15 protein-coding genes are annotated in these 19,272 nt (G+C 65.5%); 8 read left to right on the top strand and 7 right to left on the bottom strand.

The window, feature by feature from the left end:
- Positions 1–213: 213 nt before the first annotated feature.
- Positions 214–504: a succinate dehydrogenase assembly factor 2 gene (locus IVA81_RS39850; protein ID WP_247329895.1), complete on the top strand. Its 291-nt coding sequence runs from the start codon at positions 214–216 to the stop codon at positions 502–504.
- Positions 501–4,019 (top strand): transcription-repair coupling factor, encoded by a 3,519-nt coding sequence (gene mfd, locus IVA81_RS39845; protein ID WP_247329892.1) that lies wholly within the window; start codon positions 501–503, stop codon positions 4,017–4,019. The genes IVA81_RS39850 and mfd overlap by 4 nt, the downstream gene beginning before the upstream one ends.
- A gap of 120 nt (positions 4,020–4,139) precedes the next feature.
- Here the strand turns inward: mfd and IVA81_RS39840 are convergent, their stop codons facing one another.
- From IVA81_RS39840 to IVA81_RS39830, 3 genes are all read right to left on the bottom strand, one after another.
- Positions 4,140–5,363: a GGDEF domain-containing protein gene (locus tag IVA81_RS39840; protein ID WP_247329889.1), complete on the bottom strand. Its 1,224-nt coding sequence runs from the start codon at positions 5,361–5,363 to the stop codon at positions 4,140–4,142.
- An 85-nt stretch (positions 5,364–5,448) separates the two neighbouring features.
- Positions 5,449–6,951: a class I adenylate-forming enzyme family protein gene (locus tag IVA81_RS39835; protein ID WP_247329887.1), complete on the bottom strand. Its 1,503-nt coding sequence runs from the start codon at positions 6,949–6,951 to the stop codon at positions 5,449–5,451.
- A gap of 4 nt (positions 6,952–6,955) precedes the next feature.
- The gene (locus IVA81_RS39830) at positions 6,956–8,812 is read right to left on the bottom strand and encodes an extracellular solute-binding protein (protein ID WP_247329867.1); all 1,857 of its coding nucleotides are present in this window, start codon (positions 8,810–8,812) and stop codon (positions 6,956–6,958) included.
- Between the two features lie 261 nt (positions 8,813–9,073).
- Between IVA81_RS39830 and IVA81_RS39825 the strand changes: the two genes are divergently transcribed.
- Complete coding sequence (locus IVA81_RS39825) at positions 9,074–9,892, top strand: invasion associated locus B family protein (protein ID WP_247329863.1); 819 nt, start codon at positions 9,074–9,076, stop codon at positions 9,890–9,892.
- 74 nt (positions 9,893–9,966) lie between these two features.
- On the opposite strand, the gene hspQ is transcribed toward IVA81_RS39825, so the two are convergent.
- Entirely contained in the window at positions 9,967–10,299 is a 333-nt protein-coding gene (hspQ, locus tag IVA81_RS39820; protein ID WP_126257599.1) for a heat shock protein HspQ, read from the bottom strand.
- A 106-nt stretch (positions 10,300–10,405) separates the two neighbouring features.
- Between hspQ and IVA81_RS39815 the strand changes: the two genes are divergently transcribed.
- The gene (locus tag IVA81_RS39815) at positions 10,406–11,359 is read left to right on the top strand and encodes an AEC family transporter (protein WP_247329860.1); all 954 of its coding nucleotides are present in this window, start codon (positions 10,406–10,408) and stop codon (positions 11,357–11,359) included.
- A 231-nt stretch (positions 11,360–11,590) separates the two neighbouring features.
- Here the strand turns inward: IVA81_RS39815 and IVA81_RS39810 are convergent, their stop codons facing one another.
- Positions 11,591–12,775, bottom strand: coding sequence for a UbiH/UbiF family hydroxylase (locus IVA81_RS39810; protein WP_247329857.1), 1,185 nt, complete (start codon positions 12,773–12,775; stop codon positions 11,591–11,593).
- 86 nt (positions 12,776–12,861) lie between these two features.
- On the opposite strand from IVA81_RS39810, the gene pcsA reads away from it, so the two are divergent.
- From pcsA to IVA81_RS39795, 3 genes are all read left to right on the top strand, one after another.
- Entirely contained in the window at positions 12,862–13,629 is a 768-nt protein-coding gene (pcsA, locus tag IVA81_RS39805; RefSeq protein WP_247329854.1) for a phosphatidylcholine synthase, read from the top strand.
- Entirely contained in the window at positions 13,626–14,360 is a 735-nt protein-coding gene (locus IVA81_RS39800; protein ID WP_247329849.1) for a TerC family protein, read from the top strand. The genes pcsA and IVA81_RS39800 overlap by 4 nt, the downstream gene beginning before the upstream one ends.
- Before the next feature lie 75 nt (positions 14,361–14,435).
- Entirely contained in the window at positions 14,436–15,410 is a 975-nt protein-coding gene (locus IVA81_RS39795; protein WP_247329829.1) for a quinone oxidoreductase, read from the top strand.
- Between the two features lie 106 nt (positions 15,411–15,516).
- On the opposite strand, the gene IVA81_RS39790 is transcribed toward IVA81_RS39795, so the two are convergent.
- Both IVA81_RS39790 and IVA81_RS39785 read right to left on the bottom strand, forming a co-directional pair.
- Complete coding sequence (locus IVA81_RS39790) at positions 15,517–16,713, bottom strand: acetylornithine transaminase (protein ID WP_247329826.1); 1,197 nt, start codon at positions 16,711–16,713, stop codon at positions 15,517–15,519.
- 292 nt (positions 16,714–17,005) lie between these two features.
- Complete coding sequence (locus IVA81_RS39785; protein ID WP_247329823.1) at positions 17,006–18,163, bottom strand: tetratricopeptide repeat protein; 1,158 nt, start codon at positions 18,161–18,163, stop codon at positions 17,006–17,008.
- 124 nt (positions 18,164–18,287) lie between these two features.
- Between IVA81_RS39785 and IVA81_RS39780 the strand changes: the two genes are divergently transcribed.
- Positions 18,288–19,229 (top strand): hypothetical protein, encoded by a 942-nt coding sequence (locus tag IVA81_RS39780; protein WP_247329820.1) that lies wholly within the window; start codon positions 18,288–18,290, stop codon positions 19,227–19,229.
- Positions 19,230–19,272 lie beyond the last annotated feature (43 nt).

The raw sequence follows: 19,272 nt of genomic DNA, 5'->3' as shown, positions 1-19,272 counted from the left end.
GAATCTAAGGTTTGTTCCTCGCCGTCATGCCCGGCTTTATGCCGGGCATCCACGTCTTTTTTGCAGACCTTACGTGGATGGCCGGGACAAGCCCGGCCATGACGGACCGGAGCGACGACCTGCCACAACAAAGGGCTGACACGGCCACCCCGAGTGGCTATATCACCCCGGCCCGGCACGTCCGGGCTTTCTGCGTTTGACTGGATTTGAGACATGACGGGAACGACACGATCGAGCAGCGGGCTGGACGATCGCCGCAAGCGGCTTTTGTTCCGCTGCTGGCACCGCGGCACGCGCGAGATGGACCTGATCCTCGGCCGCTTTGCGGACGCCGAGATCGGCAATCTGTCGGATGACGAGCTGACGCAGCTCGAGACGCTCCTCGAGGTCAACGATCCCGATCTCTATGCCGCCATCACTGGCGACAAGGTGCTGCCGGCTGATGTCACCGGCGCGCTGTTCGCCCGCATCAAGGCCTATCCGATCGCGGACGGCGGCGTATGAAGCAGGGCATGAAATCTCCGGCCGAGCTGCTTGCGCCCGGCCGTGCGCTGACGCTTGCCAATGTCGCGGAAGGCGCCGAAGGCCTCGTCGTCTCCGATCTCGCCCGGGCCATCGCGGCGCGGCCAAAGAAGCCGGCCGTCAGCCTTGCGGTGGTCTGCCGCGACGGTCCGCGCATGCAGCAGCTCGAACGCGCGCTGCAGTTCTTCGCCCCCGATCTGCCGGTGCTGACCTTCCCGGCCTGGGATTGCCAGCCCTATGACCGCGTCTCGCCGCACGGCGGCATCCTGGCGCAACGCCTGACGACGCTGGCACGGCTTGCGTCCCTGACGGGCAGCGACAAGCCGCTGATCGTGCTGACGACGGTGAATGCCGTCGTGCAGCGCGTGCCCGCGCGCGAGCTGGTCGCGGCGCAGGCGCTGTCGGTCGCGCCGGGCAACGTGGTGCCGATGGACACCATCGTCGCCTGGCTCGAGCACAACGGCTACAACCGCTCCTCGACCGTGCGCGAGCCCGGCGAATATGCCGTGCGCGGCGGCATTCTGGATTTGTTTCCCGCCGGCCTCGATCAACCGGTCCGTTTCGACTTCTTCGGCGACAGCCTAGAATCGATCCGCACTTTCGACGCCGAAACCCAGCGCACGCTGCTCGGCATGCGCGCGCTCGACCTGGTGCCGATCTCCGAGTTCCAGCTCGTCACCGACACCATCCGCCGTTTCCGCATGGGCTATGTCGCCGAGTTCGGCGCGCCCGAGCGCGACGATGCGCTGTATGAGGCCGTCAGCGAGGGCCGCCGCCATCCCGGCATGGAGCACTGGCTGCCGCTGTTCCAGGACCGGATGGACACGCTGTTCGACTATCTGCAAGGGGCTCCGATCGCGATCGAGCCGCAGGCCGAGGACGCCGTCCGCGAACGCTTCAAGCAGATCCTGGACTATTACGAGGCCCGGCGCGATGCCATGGAGCATCCGGGCGGCGGCGCGATCTACAAGCCGCTGCCGCCGGATCGGCTTTATCTGACCGACGAGGAGTGGACCAAGCGCGAGAGCGACATGCCGCTGGTGCGGTTGACGCAATTTTCGGTTCCGACCGACGGGACCAGTGTCGTCGACGCCGGTGCGCGCAAGGGCCGCGACTTCGCGCCGGAGCGCAACGACACCACGGTCAACGTGTTCGAATCCGTGGTCAGCCATGTGATGGCGCTGCACGCCCAGCGCAAGAAGGTCGTGATCGCGCTGTGGAGCGAAGGCTCGCGCGACCGCATGACTTCGATGCTGCGTGACCACAAGCTGACCCACACCACCAGCGTCAACAGCTGGCGCACGGTGCAGGCCACCCCACGCAACGAGACCATGCTCGCGGTGCTCGGCCTCGAGAGTGGTTTCGAGACCGACGAGATCGCACTCATCAGCGAGCAGGACATTCTGGGCGACCGCCTGGTGCGGCCGCGCAAGGCCAGCCGCAAGCTCGACAATTTCATCTCGGAGGTGACGAGCCTTGCCGCCGGCGACATCGTCGTCCACGTCGACCATGGCATCGGCCGCTTCGTCGGCCTGCAAACGCTTGATGTCGCCGGTGCGCCGCATGACTGTCTCGAACTGCACTATGCCGCCGAGACAAAACTGTTCCTGCCGGTCGAGAACATCGAGCTCTTGTCGCGCTACGGATCCGACCAGACCACGGTCGAGCTCGACCGGCTCGGCGGCGGCGGCTGGCAGACCCGCAAGGCGAAGCTCAAGAATCGTATCCGCGAGATCGCGGGCGAACTGATCAAGATCGCTGCCGCTCGCCATCTGCACGAGGCGCCCAAGCTTCTGGTCCAGCCCGGCATCTACGACGAGTTCTGTGCACGCTTCCCCTATGACGAAACCGAGGACCAGTTAGGGGCCATCGAATCGACGCTAAAGGACCTCGAACTCGGCCGTCCGATGGACCGGCTGATCTGCGGCGACGTCGGTTTTGGCAAGACCGAGGTGGCCTTGCGCGCCGCGTTTGCCGTCGCGCTCGAGGGCAAGCAGGTCGCGGTCGTGGTGCCGACCACGCTCCTGGCGCGCCAGCACGCACGAACCTTCACGGAGCGCTTCAAGGGCTTTCCGGTGAACGTGGCGCAGGCTTCGCGCCTGGTCGCGACCAAAGAGCTCAATCTGGTCAAGAAGGGTATTGCCGACGGCTCGATCGACATCGTCGTCGGCACCCATGCACTGCTCGGCAAGGCGATCAAATTCCGCGACCTCGGTCTCGTTATCGTCGACGAGGAGCAGCACTTTGGCGTGACCCACAAGGAGCGGCTGAAAGCGCTTCGCTCCGAGGTGCACGTGCTGACGCTCTCGGCGACGCCGATCCCGCGCACGCTGCAACTCGCGCTCACCGGCGTCCGCGAACTCTCGATCATTGCATCACCCCCGGTCGATCGCCTGGCGGTGCGCACCTTCGTTGCCCCGCATGATCCCCTGATGATCCGCGAGGCATTGCTGCGCGAGCGCTATCGCGGCGGGCAGGCGTTCTACGTGGTGCCGCGCATCGACGACCTCGCCGAGGTCAAGGACTTCCTCGACAAGAACGTGCCGGAGATGAAGGTCGCGGTCGCGCATGGCCAGATGCCGCCCGCCGTGATCGAGGACATCATGACCGCGTTCTACGACGGCAAGTTCGACATCCTGCTGTCGACCACGATCGTGGAATCCGGCCTCGACATTCCCAACGCCAACACGCTGATCGTGCATCGTGCCGACATGTTCGGTCTCGCCCAGCTCTATCAGCTCCGCGGCCGCGTCGGCCGTGCCAAGCTGCGCGCCTATGCGCTGTTCACGCTGCCGGCGCAGCAGAAGATCACGGCGCAGGCCGAGCGCCGGCTCACCGTGCTGCAATCGCTGGAGACGCTGGGCGCAGGCTTCCAGCTTGCCTCCCACGACCTCGACATTCGCGGCGCCGGCAATCTGCTCGGCGAGGAGCAGTCCGGCCACATCAAGGAGGTCGGTTTCGAGCTCTACCAATCGATGCTGGAGGAGGCGATCGTCAACCTCAAGGCTGGCGTCTCCGAGCCCGCCGCCGACCGCTGGTCGCCGTCGATCACGATCGGCATGCCCGTGCTCATTCCGGAGGACTATGTCAGCGACCTCTCGGTCCGGCTGTCGCTGTACCGGCGCCTTGCCGACCTCGACAGCGAGGAGGAGATCGAGAACTTTGGCGCCGAGATGCGCGACCGCTTCGGCGTGCTGCCGGACGAGGTGCGCTACCTGTTCAAGGTCGCCGCGATCAAGGCGTTCTGCCGCCGGGCCAATGTCGGAAAGATCGACGCCGGCCCGAAGGGCGCCGTCATCGCCTTCCGCGACAATTCGTTCGCCCATCCCGATCGCCTGGTGACGTTCATCCGCAGCCACGGCCAGGCCGCCAAGGTGCGGCCCGACATGAAGGTGGTGTTCCTGCAGGATTGGGAGACGCCGGAAGAGCGTCTCGCCGGCACGACGGAGATCATGCGCCAGCTGGCGCAGCTCGCGGAGAGCAAGAAGGCGGCGTGAGAGCGAGGCGAGATGCCGTAGGGTGGGCAAAGCGAAGCGTGCCCACCGCAGCCGTCGTCAGGAAAATGGTGGGCACGGCGCAAGTGCGCCTTTGCCCACCCTACGGCAGCGAGGTCGTGATTACGACGCCGCCCTTGACGCATCCGCCGACAGCCGCGCCAGCAGCGACCTTGCCGTATCCGACGACGACAGCGAATCCACGCTGACGACGGGCTCGCTGCGCATCTCGTGCTTGCCGTTGGAGGTGTGCCGCATCACCGCGGAGAGGCGGCGGGCGATCATGTGGGCGGTGCGGAAGTCGGTTTCCGCAAACACGACGATGACCGAGCCGTCCTTCTGCGCCGCGCCGAAATCCATCTGCCGCATCAGGCGGCTGAGGATGCGGGCGGCATCGAGCTGGGCGCGGGAATTGCCGGGGTCGAAAGCGAAGCGTGCGACCGACAAGCCGCCGCCGCGGGCCAGCGTCTGCTCGACCGCCTTGGCGAAATCGCGGGCGAAAGCTTCCACCGTCAGCAGGCCGCTGCGCGGATCGAGCCAGCCGCCCGCATCGATCGAGCGCAGCGTCCGGCTCAATTGCGCTTCCATCGCGTGCTGGCGGATCAGGGGCAGCGCATTGGCTGCGACCTTGGCCGGCTCGCCCGGGATCAGCTCGAGATTGGGCAGGTCGTAAGTCTGCGTCAGCTGGTGCGCGGTGACGACGACGGGCAGGCTGCGGAAGCGGGTGTCCTCGGCGAGCACCGTGAGAAAGGCGTCGGTGACGCGCGCTGTAAAACCCTCGGCGAGCACGACGCCGTCGAGGTCACGGGTGTTGAGGTGTTTCGCGGCGGCCTCGATCGAGAGCGCGCCGACCACGCCGACCCGTTCACCGAGCGCTACGGAAAGCGCGGGATAGGCCGCGCCCCTGCCGACCAGGAGCACGGTGGCATCGCGTGCGGGATCACCTTGCGGCAGTGCGACCTTCACTTCCGGCAGCCGGCGCAACACCGTGGCGTGGAGCGTGCGCACGCGCAGGGCGGCGCGAAGCCGTGCGATCAGGCGGTCGGGATTGCCGGCGCGCGAGGAGAAGGGCAGGGCGTTGTGAGGCAGCGTGCCCGCCGCATCCACGGCCACGAAGGGAAGGTAGGGCGATTGGTCGGCGATCTTCCTTGAGAGCGCGGCCAAATGCGGCTCGTGTCCGCCATGCATCACAGCGAGAATCGCGGCTGGCAGCACCTCTTCGACCGCGCGCGCCGCGCTGGCCCAGTCGGTGTCGACCACGGGAAACAGCCGCGCCTCGTCCAGCGCCCCGACGAAGGGCGGCCGCTCGGCATTGGACACAAACAGGATCGGGCCCGCCTGGGACATTCGGAAACTCTGATCACGCGACAGTTGCCGCGCAATCTAGATTGGCCGCATTAATGCAGCGTCAACGGACCAGGCGAAACTGCGCCTAGACCGGACCGGAGCGGTCGCGAAAAGCCTCGACCATCAGGGGGTTAAGGCCGAGCTCGCTGAGTGCCTCGCGGGCGCGGGCATTGTCCTGGGCGCGTCCGGCCAGCCTGTGGCCCGAAAGCCGGTCGGGCAGCGCGGTGAGCAGCGCGCCCTGGCCGAGCCGGCGTGCCCATTCCTGCAGGTCGTTGGAGAGGAAGCGGTAGCCGCCGACGGCCATGATGCCGGAGGGCGGCGCGGTGATGCAGATCGCGCCGCTCGGGCGGTCCAGCCGTGCGGCATAGCCGGTGTCGACATAATCGCGCGGCGGCTGTGCGATCAGCGTGTCGCCGACCGGCTGCGGCGGGGCATAGGCCGCGATCGGCACCATCGCGCCGCGCAGGCCGAGCGTGCCCTTAGGCGTCAGCAGGATTTCGCCGGCGATTGAGGAGCCGGATTGCTCCCGCGGCGCGCCGTGCGGCCCCGGCATCACCGCGACAGGCATGCCGTCCTCGCCGCGGCGGGCGCCGAACAGGCCGGCCTCGCCGAACAGATAGACGTCCGTCAATGGCGCATGCGGCGCGATCCAGGCATCGCTTGCCGCCACCTGCTCGGGCGCGCGCCACAGGCCGACGACGTTGCGCACGGACGGCATCCGGGCCGCCAGGTCGGAATCGCCAAGGCGCAAGGCAAGCTGCGCCGGCGCGATCAGCACCTCGCATTCATGCTCGTTGATCTGCTGCTCCAGCACCTCGTTCTCGAAGGGATGATGCAGCGCCAGCGCGCCGCCGGAGAGCAACCATACTGCGAGCGAGGAGGCGAGGCCGGCGAACGACATTGGCGCGAACGCCGCCATCACGGTCGCGCCCTGCCTGATGTCGGCTTCCAGCGACATCGCAAGTCCGCCGGCGATCAGGCTGAAATGCGGCCGCGGCACCGGGCGAAAGCCCTCCGCGGTGACGTCAAAGGAGATCATCGCCGCCTTGCGGCCGTCCTGGATCACGGCGCGCGTGGCGCCGGGCGGGCGGGCCAGGACCTCGTCGAGCGAAGCCATGCCTTCGGGGAGATCAGTGCCGAAGCCACAGACGTGACGGATCGAGAAGGCTTCGGCGGCCGCATGCATCGCGAGGTCGGCATAGCTGACGCCGTCGACCGTGCTCATGGTGACGATGGCGCGCGCCGCCGTGCGATTGAGCGCAGCAGTCAGTTCCGCATGCCGCCACAGCAGCGGCAGCACTGCGACGACGAGGCCGGCGCGATGGGCGGCGAGCACGGTGAGCACGAACTCGACCGTGGCAGGCAATTGGATCGCAATGACGGAATTGGCCGGCAGGCCCGATTCGACGAAATAGGCCGACAGCGCCTCGATGGCCGTGTCGGCCTCGGCATAGGTCATCCGTCGCGGTTGGTGCCCGGTCACGCGAGCCTTGTTGAGCGGGTCGAGCAGCGCGGGCGCGTGCGGTTGCCGCATCAGCGTGCGCTGGAACAACGTGTCGAGCGTCGGCGATATGGCTGGCTGGTTCACGGCGTCACTTTGCTTGATGAGCTTGCGGCTGCCCCTTCGACCACCAGGTCTCCGGCAAATAGCCGGAGAGCGAGGTGGCCTTGGGTCGTTCTATCCGATTCCAGCGCGCGATCCATTGCTCGGATACGTTAAACAGGGGGATTGTGTAGAAGCCCGCGATCAAAGCGCGATCGAGGGCCCGTACCGTCGCGACGAAATCCGTATGTTCACGGGCCTCGAGCAGGGCGGCGATCATGGCATCGACCGCAGGATCCCTGGCGCCCATGTAGTTGCGAGTCCCCGGATTGTCCGCGGCGGCGCTGCCCCAGTAGAAAGATTGCTCGTTGCCGGGCGACAGCGACTGATCCCAGCGATTCTGGATCATGTCGAACTCGAAAGCGAGCCGGCGCTGGTCGAACTGCACGGGATCGACCGACCGCACGCTCGGCTCGATGCCGGCGCGCTTGAGGTCGCGCTGGAATGCGAGCGCGATACGCTCCTGGTCGCGGGTCGTGACCAGGATCTCGAAGGTGAAGGGCGCCCTGGTCGCACGGTTGCGCAGCACGGTGCCTTCGAGATCGTAGCCGGCCTCCGACAATAGTTTCAGCGCGGCGCGCAGCGTGGTGCGGTCGCGCCCCGAACCGTCGGTCGTGGGAAGGCGGTAGCTGCCGTCCATGATGTCGGCTGGAATTCGAGCCGCGAACGGCTTGAGCAGCTCGCGCTCGCGCGCATCCGCGGGGCGGCCATAGGCCGACAGGTCGGAGCCGGCGAAATAGCCGGCAACCCGCGCATACAGGCCGAAGAAATAGTTGCGGTTGACCAGCTCGAAATCGAACAGCAGCGTCAGCGCCTGGCGCACGCGGATGTCGGCGAAGATCGGCCGGCGCGTGTTGAACACCAGGAACTCGGATGGCTGCGGCACGCCTGGCTTGACGGTGTCGCGGATCACCTCGCCGCTTTTCACTGCCGGAAAATCATAGCCGTCGTGCCAGCGCAGCGGCTCGTGCTCGACGCGGAAATCATAGAGGCCGCGCTTGAAGGCTTCGAACTGGCCGTTGGCCTCGCGAAAATAGTCGAGCCTGATCTCGTCGAAATTGTAGAGCCCGCGGTTGATGGGCAGGTCGCGGCCCCAATAGTCGGGATTGCGGGTGAGCGTCACGCTGGCCCCGGGCTTCACCGCCGTGACGCGATAGGGACCGGAGCCAATCGGGCTCGTCAGCGTCGTCTCCTCGAAGGTCGCGACATCGACTGCATGCTTGGGCAGGATCGGCATCAGGCCGAGGATCAGTGGTAGCTCGCGGTCGTTGGCGCCTGCGAGGTCGAAGCGGACGGTGAGGGGATCGGTCGCCTCGGCCTTGGCGACTTTGGCGTAGTACTGCCGGTGGTTCGGCCGGCCGTGGTCGCGCAGCAGCTGCCAGGAGAACAGCACGTCCTCGGCCGTGACCGGCTTGCCGTCGGCGAAACGGGCGCGGGGATCGAGGCGGAACGTGACGAAGCTTCGCTCGTCGTCGGTTTCGACGCTCCTGGCGAGCAGGCCGTAGAGCGTGAACGGCTCGTCATTGCCGCGCGCGAGCAAGCTCTCGACCACGTAGCCCCGCATCTGCTGCACGGCCAGTCCCCTCACGATGAAGGGATTGAGACTGTCGAAGGTTCCGAGAACACCCCAGGTCAATCGGCCGCCCTTGGGGGCATCGGGATTGACGTAGGGCATGTGGGTGAAATCGGCCGGCATCGCCGGCTTGCCGTGCATGGCGATGGCATGCGCCTCCTCGGCCCGTGCGGCGCCTGTCGAGAGTCCCCCGCCGAGGATCAAGACAAGGGCTGCGGCCAAGACGCAAACACCGACACCGGGGCCCTCGAAAAGGCGTTGGAACATGAACATCAGCACACGTTGATTCGAGGACCGGTAGGCATGAATCCTATCACAGGGAATTTCACCGGGGTGCAGCTGCGGATGTGGCCAAAGGCGCTTGTCGGCATTGATCTTTTCGTCGGCCACGTTAAGAAGGCGGGCAATCGCGCAAGAGCGCCGAGCCCGTCACTTATCTGCCTCAATTGACGGGAAGAGAGCCGCGCCCAAGGCGGCTAGGTTCGGCGCTTCGGAGCGGTTCGGGCACTTCCCGTTCAGAAAGGGTTTTCCGCAATGAATTTCCGTTACTTGGCCGCGTCCGTCCGGCCGCGTGGGCGACTTCTCGCCCTGTTGACGGCGACGGCGTTGGCCGTTCCGTTTGCCGCCGAGGCCCAGACCCCGGCGCCGGCCCCGGGCGCGCCCAAGGCGGCTCCGGCCCCGAAAGCCGCTCCCAAGGCTGCTCCGAAGGCTCCGGCACCCGCAGCGTCTCCGCAGGCCCAGCAGGCTCCCGCCCAGGGCGCTCCGGCGCAGCAGGGCGCGGCCCAGCCGGCTGACCAGCAGATCCAGCTGATCTATGCCCCCTGGACCAAGTTCTGCCTGAAGGGCCAGGACGCCAACGCCAAGCAGGTCTGCTTCACCGGCAAGGACGGCCGCATCGAGTCGGGCCAGCCGGTCATCGCCGCCGTCATCATCGAGCCGGAAGGCGAGCCGAAGAAGATCCTGCGCGTGACGCTGCCGCTCGGCATGCAACTCGTGCACGGCACCCGCATCATCGTGGACAGCAACGCGCCGCTGCAGCAACCCTACGTGATCTGCTTCCAGAACGGCTGCATGTCGGACTACGAGGCGACGCCTGAGCTCATCAACAACATGAAGAAGGGCCAGAATCTGGTCGTCCAGGCGATCAATGCCAATGGCGCGCCGCTGACCCTGCCGCTGCCGCTCGCCGGCGAATTCCAGAAGGCCTATGACGGTCCGCCGACCGATCCGAAGGTGTTCGAGGAAACCCAGAAGAAGCTTCAGGAAGAGCTTCAGAAGAAGGCCGACGAGCAGCGCAAGAAGCTCGAGCAGCAGGGTACGCCTCCCGGTGCGGCACCGGCTGGTCAGAAGTAATCGGGACCAGATCCCGGACATGAAAAAGGCGCTCATCTCGAGCGCCTTTTTTGCTGACCGTCTGTCGGCGAAACTCAGTTCAGGGACGGATTGCGCGGGCGATAGCCGCCGTCCTTGTTCTTGATGAAGATCTCGGCGACCTGCGAATGCCGGACCGGCTCGCCGGAATCGTCGGGCAGAAGGTTCTGTTCGGAGACATAGGCGACGTATTCCGACTCCGCGTTCTCAGCGAGCAGGTGGTAGAACGGTTGGTCCTTGTGGGGCCGCACCTCCTCGGGGATCGACAACCACCACTCCTCGGTGTTGTTGAATTCCGGATCGATGTCGAAGATCACGCCCCGGAACGAGAAGATCCGGTGGCGCACGACCTGTCCGATCTGGAATTTGGCGGTCCGCGCTTTAATCATCCCCCGTCGATAGACCAGGATTGTGGCCGATGCTAGTGGCCTCATCTGGAATTAACGTTCACTTAAGGGGCAGATAGCCCCCGAATCTTCAGAAGACACTTCATCAATGGTCGATATCCTCAATCTGGCGCTACCTTATTTTGGCTTGATCTTCGTCGGTTTCGCGTGCGGCAAGGCCAAATCCCTGCCGGAATCAGGCCTCGCCTGGATGAACTTCTTCCTGCTCTACGTATCGCTGCCGGCACTGCTGTTTGCGATCATGTCCAAGACGCCGTTCTCGGAATTGAACAACCCGCCGTTCCTGGTGGCGACCACGCTGTCCACCGTCGCCGCGTTCACCCTGGCGCTGATCGTGGGCAAGGTTTTCGGCCGGCTGACATTGCGCGAGGCGACGCTCGCCGGTCTCTCCGGCGGTTACGGCAATATCGGCTACATGGGGCCCGGGCTGGCGCTCGCCGTGCTCGGGACCAAGGCTGCGGCGCCGACCGCGCTGATCTTCTGCTGCGACAGCATCTTTCTGTTCACCATCGTGCCGTTGCTGATCGAACTCTCCGACCGGGACCATCCCTCGATCGTGCACGCGTTCGGCGTCGTGCTGAAGCAGATCGTGCTCAACCCGCTGATCATGTCGGCGTGTTTCGGCGCGGCCTTCGCATCGCTGCATATCGAGATGCCGGTCGCGCTCGATCGCACGATTACCTTCCTGCAGAACGCGGCGGCCCCGACCGCGCTGTTCGTGCTCGGCGTCACCGTGGCGCTGCGCCCGTTCGACCGGGTCCCCTGGGAGGTGCCGGGCGTGATCGCGGTCAAGCTGCTGTTCCATCCGCTCGCAGCGTTCGGCCTGATGCTCGCGTTCGGGCCGTTCGCACAGCCCTGGGCCGCGACCGCCGTGCTGATGGCCTCGCTGCCACCGGCGCTGAACGTGTTCGTGATCGCCCGGCAGAATGATGCCTGGATCGAATCGGCCTCCGTCGCGGTGCTGCTCGGGACGTTTGCGTCCGTGGTCACGCTGACCAGCGTGATGTGGGCGATCCAGAGCGGGCGGTTGGCGTTTCCGTGAGCGGTGTTCGCGCCCGATGGGATTGGCCTCGTTGCCTGCTGCGCGACAGGTGCGCTCCCTCTCCCGCTTGCGGGGGGAGGGTTGGGGAGGGGTGTCTCCGCGTCGGGATTGTCTGAGGTCTGTGGAGAATGTTCCTAAGCGGAGAGAGCCCCCACCCGGCGCTTCGCGCCGACCTCCCCCGCAGCGGGAGAGGTTGCACCGAGCCAGTGGCCAATTCCTCCAACCTAACCACTACCTTCGCCACGTCGGCGTCAGGCCTTCGCGCATCGCAAAACGCCGGAGCGGGCCGATGGCGCCGAGGAGGTGCATGCCCACGGCGCGGACCGGCTGCAGCGGCAGGAAATCATTGAGCAGGGAGCGGTTGGCCATGTCGATCGCAAACGTCCGGCTCAGAATGTCCGGACGCCGCGCCCGGTCGTAGCGCTTGAGCACGTCGTCCGCCCCGGGATCCTGGCCCGCAGCGATGGCCTCGCCTGCGAGCCGGGCGATGTCGGCGGCATCGCGCAGACCAAGGTTGAGGCCTTGGGCGCCGATCGGGGGAACCACATGGGCGGCTTCGCCGACCAGCGCGATGCGATCGCTGCCGAACGATTTCGGACGTTCGATCGCGAGCGGGAACAGGTTGCGGCCGGGCTCCACCGTCATCCGTCCGAGGATCGAGTGCGACTGCTTCTCGATCGCGGCGGAGAGCTCCTCATCGCTTAGGCCGCGCAGGCGCTCGGCTTCCGCGGGTGCCGAAACCCATACGATGCTGGAGCGGTCGCCGGGCAGTGGCACGAACACGCAGGGGCCGTGCGGCGTGTGGAACTCGGTCGAGACATTGCGATGCGGCCGCGTATGGCCGACGTTGAATGTCAGCGCGGTCTGGTTCAGCTCGCGCCGCGTCACCGCGATGCCGGCGGCCTCGCGGCACAGCGAATGCCGACCGTCGGCGCCGACCACGAGCCTGGCCGAGAGAAACTGTGCGGAGACTGTGCGGATCGCGACGTCGTCGGCCTCGATGACGACGCTTTCGGCCTCGTCGTCGAAACGGGCGAGATTGGTCAGCTCGGCCGCACGCTGTTCCAGCGCAAGCATCAGTGAGCGGTTATCGATGTTGTAGCCGAAGGCGTCGAGCGCGATTTCGTGACAGGAGAACCGGACCTCCGGCGCGCGGAACAGCCGGCCGGTGTCGTCGACGAGGCGCATGATTTCGAGCGCAGCCGCCTTGTCCTTGCAGCGCGACCAGACGTCGAGCGTCTCCAGCAGATCGATGGAGGCTCCTAACAGCGCGGTGGTGCGATTGTCGGCATAAGGCACGTGCCGCGCCACCAGCGCGGTCCGCGCACCCGCCTGTGCCAGTGCGATGGCTGCCGCAAGTCCGGCCGGCCCACCGCCGATCACGGCAGCGTCATGGAGTGTCGATGCGTCTGTCATGGAACGACACATGACACGCCCGGCGGCAAATTCAAGTCCACTGATTTAGCCTGATTTTTCGACGAATTGTGCGACCGAGCGGCGCCATGGCGGATGTGCAAACCGGCCTCATTCTGATAGCAGAAGCCATGGACAGCCAAGAAGATTCCCTGAAGCCCACGCCCGCGATCCGCGCCGCGGCCTTCTCGGTGCACATCTTCACCGCGTTCGGCGCCGCGATCGCGCTGCTGGCGATGCTGGAGGCCGTGCGCGAGCACTGGGCGGCGATGTTTCAGTGGCTGGGCATCGCCCTGATCATCGACGCGATCGACGGTCCGATCGCGCGCCGGCTCAACGTCAAGAACGTGCAGCCGAACTGGTCGGGCGACGTGCTCGATCTCGTGGTCGATTTCGTCACCTATGTCTTCGTGCCGGCCTATGCGATCGTGGCCAGCGGCTTGCTGCTGCCGGTCGCAGCTCCCTTGCTCGGCATCGCCATCATCGTCACCAGCGCATTATATTTCGCCGATCTGCGCATGAAGGCGGACGACAATCATTTTCGCGGCTTTCCGGCGCTGTGGAATGCGGCGGCGTTCTATCTGTTCCTGCTGCACTGGCCGCCGCTGTGGTCGACGCTGCTGGTGACCGCGCTCGTCGTGCTGACCTTTGTGCCGTTCCATGTGCTGCATCCGGTCCGCGTCGTGCGGCTGCGGTGGCTGACGATGTCGCTGATCGCGATCTGGGCAGTGCTCGGCCTCTACGTGCTGGAGATGGATTTCCGCGTCGGCGCCGGCGTCACCATCGTGCTCTGCGCCATCGCGCTCTGGATCAGCTTCAGCGACGCCTTGATCCGCCTGGCAAGATCCTTCGCATGATGCACCTGCTGACCAGCCCCGAAGCCTGGGCGGCGCTGCTGACATTGACGGCGCTCGAGATCGTGCTCGGCATCGACAACGTCATCTTCCTGTCGGTGATCGTCTCGCGCATCCCCGAGAAGCAGGCGCATCGCGCCCGCCAGATCGGGCTCGCGCTGGCGCTGATCTTCCGCATCATCCTGCTCAGCCTGCTGGTCTGGCTGATCGGCCTAACCGCGCCGGTGTTTTCGTTCTCGGCCTACGATTTCTCCTGGCGCGACCTCATCCTGATCGGCGGCGGCCTGTTCCTGATCGCCAAGGCGACGCACGAGATTCACGCCGAGGTCGAGGCCGATGACGGCGAGGACGATCAGAAGTCCGGGGGCAGCGCCTTCTTCTGGGTGATCGTCCAGATCATCGTCATCGACATCGTGTTTTCGCTGGACTCGATCATCACGGCGATCGGCATGGCGCAGGACATCGAGATCATGATCGCGGCGGTCGTGATCGCCTGCCTGATCATGTACATTTCGTCGGGACCGGTGTCGCGCTTCGTCGCGGAGCATCCGACCACCAAAATGCTGGCACTGGCCTTCCTGGTGCTGATCGGCGTCGCGCTGGTCGCGGACGGATTCCAATTCCACATTCCGCGCGGCTATATCTATTTCGCGATCGCGTTCTCGGCGGCGGTCGAATTCTTCAACGTGCTGGCCAAGCGCAATCGCAGGAAAACCGGCAGGCCGTCCGCTTAGCCGTTCCAGCTGGCGTCGAGTTGACAAGGCGGGCGCGATGCCTTTCGCTGGCCTGCAAGAAGAGGAGGTCAGGTGATGACCAAAGCCGTCCGTGTGCACAAGGTCGGAGGCCCCGAAGCCCTGGTCTATGAGAGCGTCGACGTGCCGGCGCCCGGGCCCGGCGAGGTGCGCATCCGCCAGCACGCGGTCGGCCTGAACTTCATCGACGTCTATTACCGCACCGGCCTCTACAAGGCGCCCGGACTGCCCTTCATCGCCGGCAACGAGGCCTCGGGCGAGGTGGTCGCGGTCGGGCCGGGCGTGACGCATTTCCATCCCGGCGACCGCGTCGCCTACTACCACAATCTCGGCGCCTATACCGGCGAGCGCAACATCCCCTGGGAGAAGCTGGTCAAGCTGCCCGACCACATCACCCACGAGCAGGGCGCCGTGCTGATGCTGAAGGGGCTGACCGTCTGGTATCTCCTGCACAAGACCTTCAAGGTCGAGCCGCATCATCGCGTGCTGGTCCATGCGGCCGCCGGCGGCATCGGCTTGCTCGCCTGCCAATGGGCGAGGGCGCTCGGCGCTCATGTGATCGGCACCGTCGGCTCGCGTGAGAAGGCCGAGCTTGCCGAGGCCAATGGCTGCGACCACGTCATTCTCTACAACGAGGAGGACTTCGTCGCGCGCGTCAAGCAGATCAGTCGCAACGAGGGCTGCGACGTCGTCTATGACGGCGTCGGCAAGGCGACCTTTCCGGGCTCGCTGTCCTGCCTGAAGCCACGCGGCATGTTCGTCTCGTTCGGCAATGCCTCAGGCCCGGTGCCGCCGTTTGCGATCGCCGAGCTCAACAATCACGGCTCGCTGTTCGCGACGCGGCCGAAGCTCAACGACTACGTCGGCACGCGCAAGGAGCTGCTGGAAGGCGCCGACACCTTGTTTGCCGCCGTCATCAACGGCAAGCTGCACGTGCCGATCAACCACGCCTACGCGCTCAAGGACGCCGCGAAAGCGCATATCGATCTCGAGAGTCGGAAGACCACGGGCGCGTCGATCTTGAAGCCATAACTCGCCTTCACGGTCGAGATCTCGTAGGGTGGGCAAAGGCGCGAAGCGCCGTGCCCACGATCACTTCATAAGAGAGAAGACGTGGGCACGCTTCGCTTTGCCCACCCTACGCCACCCGTCGTGCCGCACCCGCTTTCGTCAAGATCCCGTCGAGACAGTCGATCATCTCGGCGATCTCGGCCTTCGCGACGTTCAGGGCAGGCATGAAGCGCAGGGTGTCGACCTGCGGGGCGTTCAGCAGCACGCCCGCTTCGAACGCCTGCGCGACGATGCCGGGCGCGATCGGCAGCTTGAGGTCGAGCGCGAGCAGCAGGCCGCGCCCCCGTACGCCGCCGAGGCCATGCCGGGCCGAGACCTTCTGCAGCTCGCTTTCGAGCAGCAGGCCGGTCTCGGTGACCGCCTTGAGGAAGTCCGGTTTGCTGACCTCCTGGAGCACCGCGAGCCCCGCCGCGCACATGATGGGGTTGCCGTTGAACGTGCCGCCCTGGTCGCCGTGCTCGAAGCAGGAGGCGCGTTCTGTGGCGAGCAGGGCGGCGAGCGGCACGCCGCCGCCGATGCCCTTGCCGAGCGTCATGATGTCGGGCGAAATCCCGGTATGCTCGTAGTGGAAGAGCTTGCCGGTCCGGCCCATACCGGTCTGGATCTCGTCGAAGATCAGCAAGAGGCCATGCGCTTCTGTCAGTGCGCGCAGCTCCTGCAGGAACTGATCGCTCGCGGGCCAAACGCCTGATTCACCCTGGATCGGCTCAAGCATCACCGCGACGGTGTTGTCGTTGATCAGCCTTTCGACCGAGGCGATGTCGTTGAGCTTCGCCTTCTTGAAGCCGGCGACCTTCGGCTCGAACAGCGGCTCGAACGCCTTCTTGCCCGAGGCCGACATCGTCGCCAACGACCTGCCGTGGAAGCCGCCTTCGAAGCTGATGATCTCGAACGCGCCGCCCTTGTGCAGGCTGCCATATTTCCGCGCGAGCTTGATCGCGCCCTCGTTGGCTTCCGCGCCGGAATTGGCGAAGAACACCTGGTCGAAGGCGCTGCCAGCGACGAGCGACTGCGCGAGCTTGAGGCTCGGCTCGTTGTAAAAGGCCGGGCTCGGCGTCAGCAGCCGCTTGGCCTGCGCGGTCAGCGCGTCGGCAACCGCCGGCGGCGAGTGGCCGAGACAGTTCACGGCCCAGCCCTGCACGAAATCGAGATAGCGCTTGCGACCGTCGTCCCAGAGGTAGGAGCCGGCGCCGCGGACAAACACGGCCTTGGGCCGTGCGGTGATGTCCATCAGCGCGTCATACGGATGGGTGGCGGTGGTCATGTCGAACTCCTCTGGAGGCGGGTGGAAAACGGGCGCAAAAAGCAGAAAGGCCGCACCTTGCGGGTGCGGCCTTCTCGAAGACTTCAGCTGAATTCAGTGGTTCAGCGGCGTCGTCGGACATGGCGCACCCTCTCATCGTCGCGGGAGCGACGACGGAGCATTTCGGTGCGCAGGTGGGTCCGAGAGTTGATCATGGGGCGCGTCCGTACAGCCGAATGGCAGGACTTGTCAAGCGGGTGTTTTGCAAAATGCCCGTCGGGCGTGTGTCAGTCGCCGCCGATGGGCGGCTTCTTCACTGAATGCCGTAATACGCGAATTCATTGGCGATGCCGGCTTTGATCGCTTTGGCGGCCGCAATGTCGCGCTCGGCGCCTTCGTTGTCGCCCTTCTTCCGCTTCGCAAGTCCGCGGCCGTAGAGCGAGCTGTCGTAGCCGGGTTTTGCGCTCAGCGCCGCGTCATAGTCGGCAATCGCCGCGTCAAGATTGCCGAGCTTGAGATAGGTGAGGGCGCGACTGTCAAGCGTCTCGGGATTGTTGGGAGCCATTTTCAGCGACTGCTCGCAATCGGCCAGCGCCTCCTGCAGGTGGCCGAGGATCGCGTGGGTCATGCAGCGCGAGTTGAACACGCCGGAATAGCTCGCGTTCGCCTCGATGGCGCGGTCGTAGTCCTCCAGCGCCCGCGCATAGTCGTGCTCGTCGAAATACATGTTCGCGCGGGCATAGAAATCGCGGTCGTTGTTCGGGTCGAGCTGGAGTGATCTGGCGAAATCGGCCAGCGCACGGGCGCGGTCGCCGCGATCGCGGAAGATGCGCGCGCGGTTGCCATAGGCCGGGCCGTAAATGGGATCGAGCTTGATCGACATGTCGAAATCGGCGAGGGCGCGGTCGGCCTCGCTGTGCTCGCGATACGCCGTGCCCCGGTTGTAATAGGCGAGCGCAAATTCCGGATCGAGCTTGATGGCCTGGTCGTAGTCCGCGATCGCACGCTCGTAGTCGTTCTTGTCGATGAGGGAGTTGGCGCGATTGTTGTAGTAGAGCGGGTCGCGGGCATTCAGCCGGATGGCCCGCGTGTAGTCGGCAATGGCACGATCTTTATCACCGAGATCGTCATGGGCAATGCCCCTGTTGTACCACAGGTCGGGATGTCCAGGATTGAGCCTGATCGCACGGTTGAAGTCCGCCAGCGCGCCTGCGACGTCGCCCTTTCGCCGAAGCATCTCGCCGCGATTGGCGAGCGCATGCACATCGTTGGGATTGGCCTTGAGCATGGCCGAACAACCCTCGAAGCGCTCCTCCTCGCTGACCCCGTCGCCGTCCTCGTAGCACCATTGACGCAGCTGTGCGGCCGACGGGGATCGCGCCGCAGCGGGCGCGGACAGCGCGAGCAGGGCCATGGTGAGGCCGATTGCGGACAGCTTGAACCAAATTCCTGATGTTTCGTCGTATTTCATTGTGTACCGCGCCGAAACCATTGCGTCTCTAGCGTGTTTGTGATCGAAGCACTCGACTTGGTTCGAACCGAATGCATGACGGCTCAGACCAAGAGGGACGGGACCAACCAGACAGTTTTCAGCCTTGTCCGATACGCCTTATCCGATCGACCTCGACAGCATTCGCGGCGCGTTTCCGCCGGGCATCGAAGCGCCTCCGCTACTGGTCGACTTTGCCGCATGGCTCAACGGGCGCCCGTGGGGCAGCGTCGGCTGCTTCTCCTTGCAGGGGCAGTTCTCCGATCACGCGCCGATCATCGACGGCAGTTCCTTGCGGGACAGGTTTTCGCTGTTCATGCGGCTGCCGGATGGTTCGGCCGTCGGCGGCTGGTACGGCGCAGGTCTCGACCGCGACAATCCGCCGATCGTGGGACTGGGGTCGGAAGGCGACTACGAATTGCTGGCGCCGAGCCTCGATGGTCTGCTCGCCAAACTGACGTCGCAACAATTCGACAATGCCTGGAGCGATCTCAAGCCGCATGACGAGGTCGAGTGTCAGACGGTCGAGCTCGCGCGGTGGCTTGCCGGACGGCCGCATGGCGAGCCGACGACGCCCGACGACAATTCGTCGGAGCTACCCGACTTCCGCGGCTTCGTGGAAAAATGGAGCCGGGATCGCGAGGACTATTGGGCCAATCACCGGCTGATGGCCGAGCTCGGCTGGCGGCTGGCCGCGCATCTGCCCAAGGGCAAGAAGCCCTGGGACCAGACGCGCTTCGAGGTCGCGATCGTCGGCAAGCAATACGCGGCGCGCGTGCTCACGCGCGGACCGCAACCGTTCGAGGAAGCTGCTTCGATCGAATCCCTGCTGCGCGATCTGCGCGAGGAGATGCGCCGTGCGCAGCCCGAGCTTGGGCTGTGGTACGCGATGAATTTTGGGCTCTATGCGGACGGCCGCGTCATGCCCAATTTCGAATACGATGTACGCCCGACGATCGACGGCGAGCCGGCGACATTGTCCGAAGCACAGGCCGACCTCGCGCGGGCGCCGCGCCCCGAGCGCTGGGTGCCGAAATGGCTGGCGTGACTGCCTCAACGTCGTCAAGCGAACGAAGCAATCCAGGCTGTTC

Origin of the sequence: Bradyrhizobium sp. 141 (genome assembly GCF_023074055.1) — a bacterium.
Lineage (GTDB): Bacteria > Pseudomonadota > Alphaproteobacteria > Rhizobiales > Xanthobacteraceae > Bradyrhizobium.
This window is presented reverse-complemented; position numbering and strand designations above follow the sequence as displayed.

What these genes read in the sequence shown, in the direction of transcription:
- IVA81_RS39815 (WP_247329860.1), top strand. Translation starts at nt 10,406, where the DNA reads ATGGTCGATATCCTCAATCTGGCGCTACCTTATTTTGGCTTGATCTTC.
- IVA81_RS39785 (WP_247329823.1), bottom strand. Translation starts at nt 18,163, where the DNA reads ATGAAATACGACGAAACATCAGGAATTTGGTTCAAGCTGTCCGCAATC.
- pcsA (WP_247329854.1), top strand. Translation starts at nt 12,862, where the DNA reads ATGGCGGATGTGCAAACCGGCCTCATTCTGATAGCAGAAGCCATGGAC.
- IVA81_RS39795 (WP_247329829.1), top strand. Translation starts at nt 14,436, where the DNA reads ATGACCAAAGCCGTCCGTGTGCACAAGGTCGGAGGCCCCGAAGCCCTG.
- IVA81_RS39800 (WP_247329849.1), top strand. Translation starts at nt 13,626, where the DNA reads ATGATGCACCTGCTGACCAGCCCCGAAGCCTGGGCGGCGCTGCTGACA.
- IVA81_RS39840 (WP_247329889.1), bottom strand. Translation starts at nt 5,363, where the DNA reads ATGTCCCAGGCGGGCCCGATCCTGTTTGTGTCCAATGCCGAGCGGCCG.
- mfd (WP_247329892.1), top strand. Translation starts at nt 501, where the DNA reads ATGAAGCAGGGCATGAAATCTCCGGCCGAGCTGCTTGCGCCCGGCCGT.
- IVA81_RS39825 (WP_247329863.1), top strand. Translation starts at nt 9,074, where the DNA reads ATGAATTTCCGTTACTTGGCCGCGTCCGTCCGGCCGCGTGGGCGACTT.
- IVA81_RS39830 (WP_247329867.1), bottom strand. Translation starts at nt 8,812, where the DNA reads ATGTTCATGTTCCAACGCCTTTTCGAGGGCCCCGGTGTCGGTGTTTGC.
- IVA81_RS39810 (WP_247329857.1), bottom strand. Translation starts at nt 12,775, where the DNA reads ATGACAGACGCATCGACACTCCATGACGCTGCCGTGATCGGCGGTGGG.
- IVA81_RS39850 (WP_247329895.1), top strand. Translation starts at nt 214, where the DNA reads ATGACGGGAACGACACGATCGAGCAGCGGGCTGGACGATCGCCGCAAG.
- IVA81_RS39790 (WP_247329826.1), bottom strand. Translation starts at nt 16,713, where the DNA reads ATGACCACCGCCACCCATCCGTATGACGCGCTGATGGACATCACCGCA.
- hspQ (WP_126257599.1), bottom strand. Translation starts at nt 10,299, where the DNA reads ATGATTAAAGCGCGGACCGCCAAATTCCAGATCGGACAGGTCGTGCGC.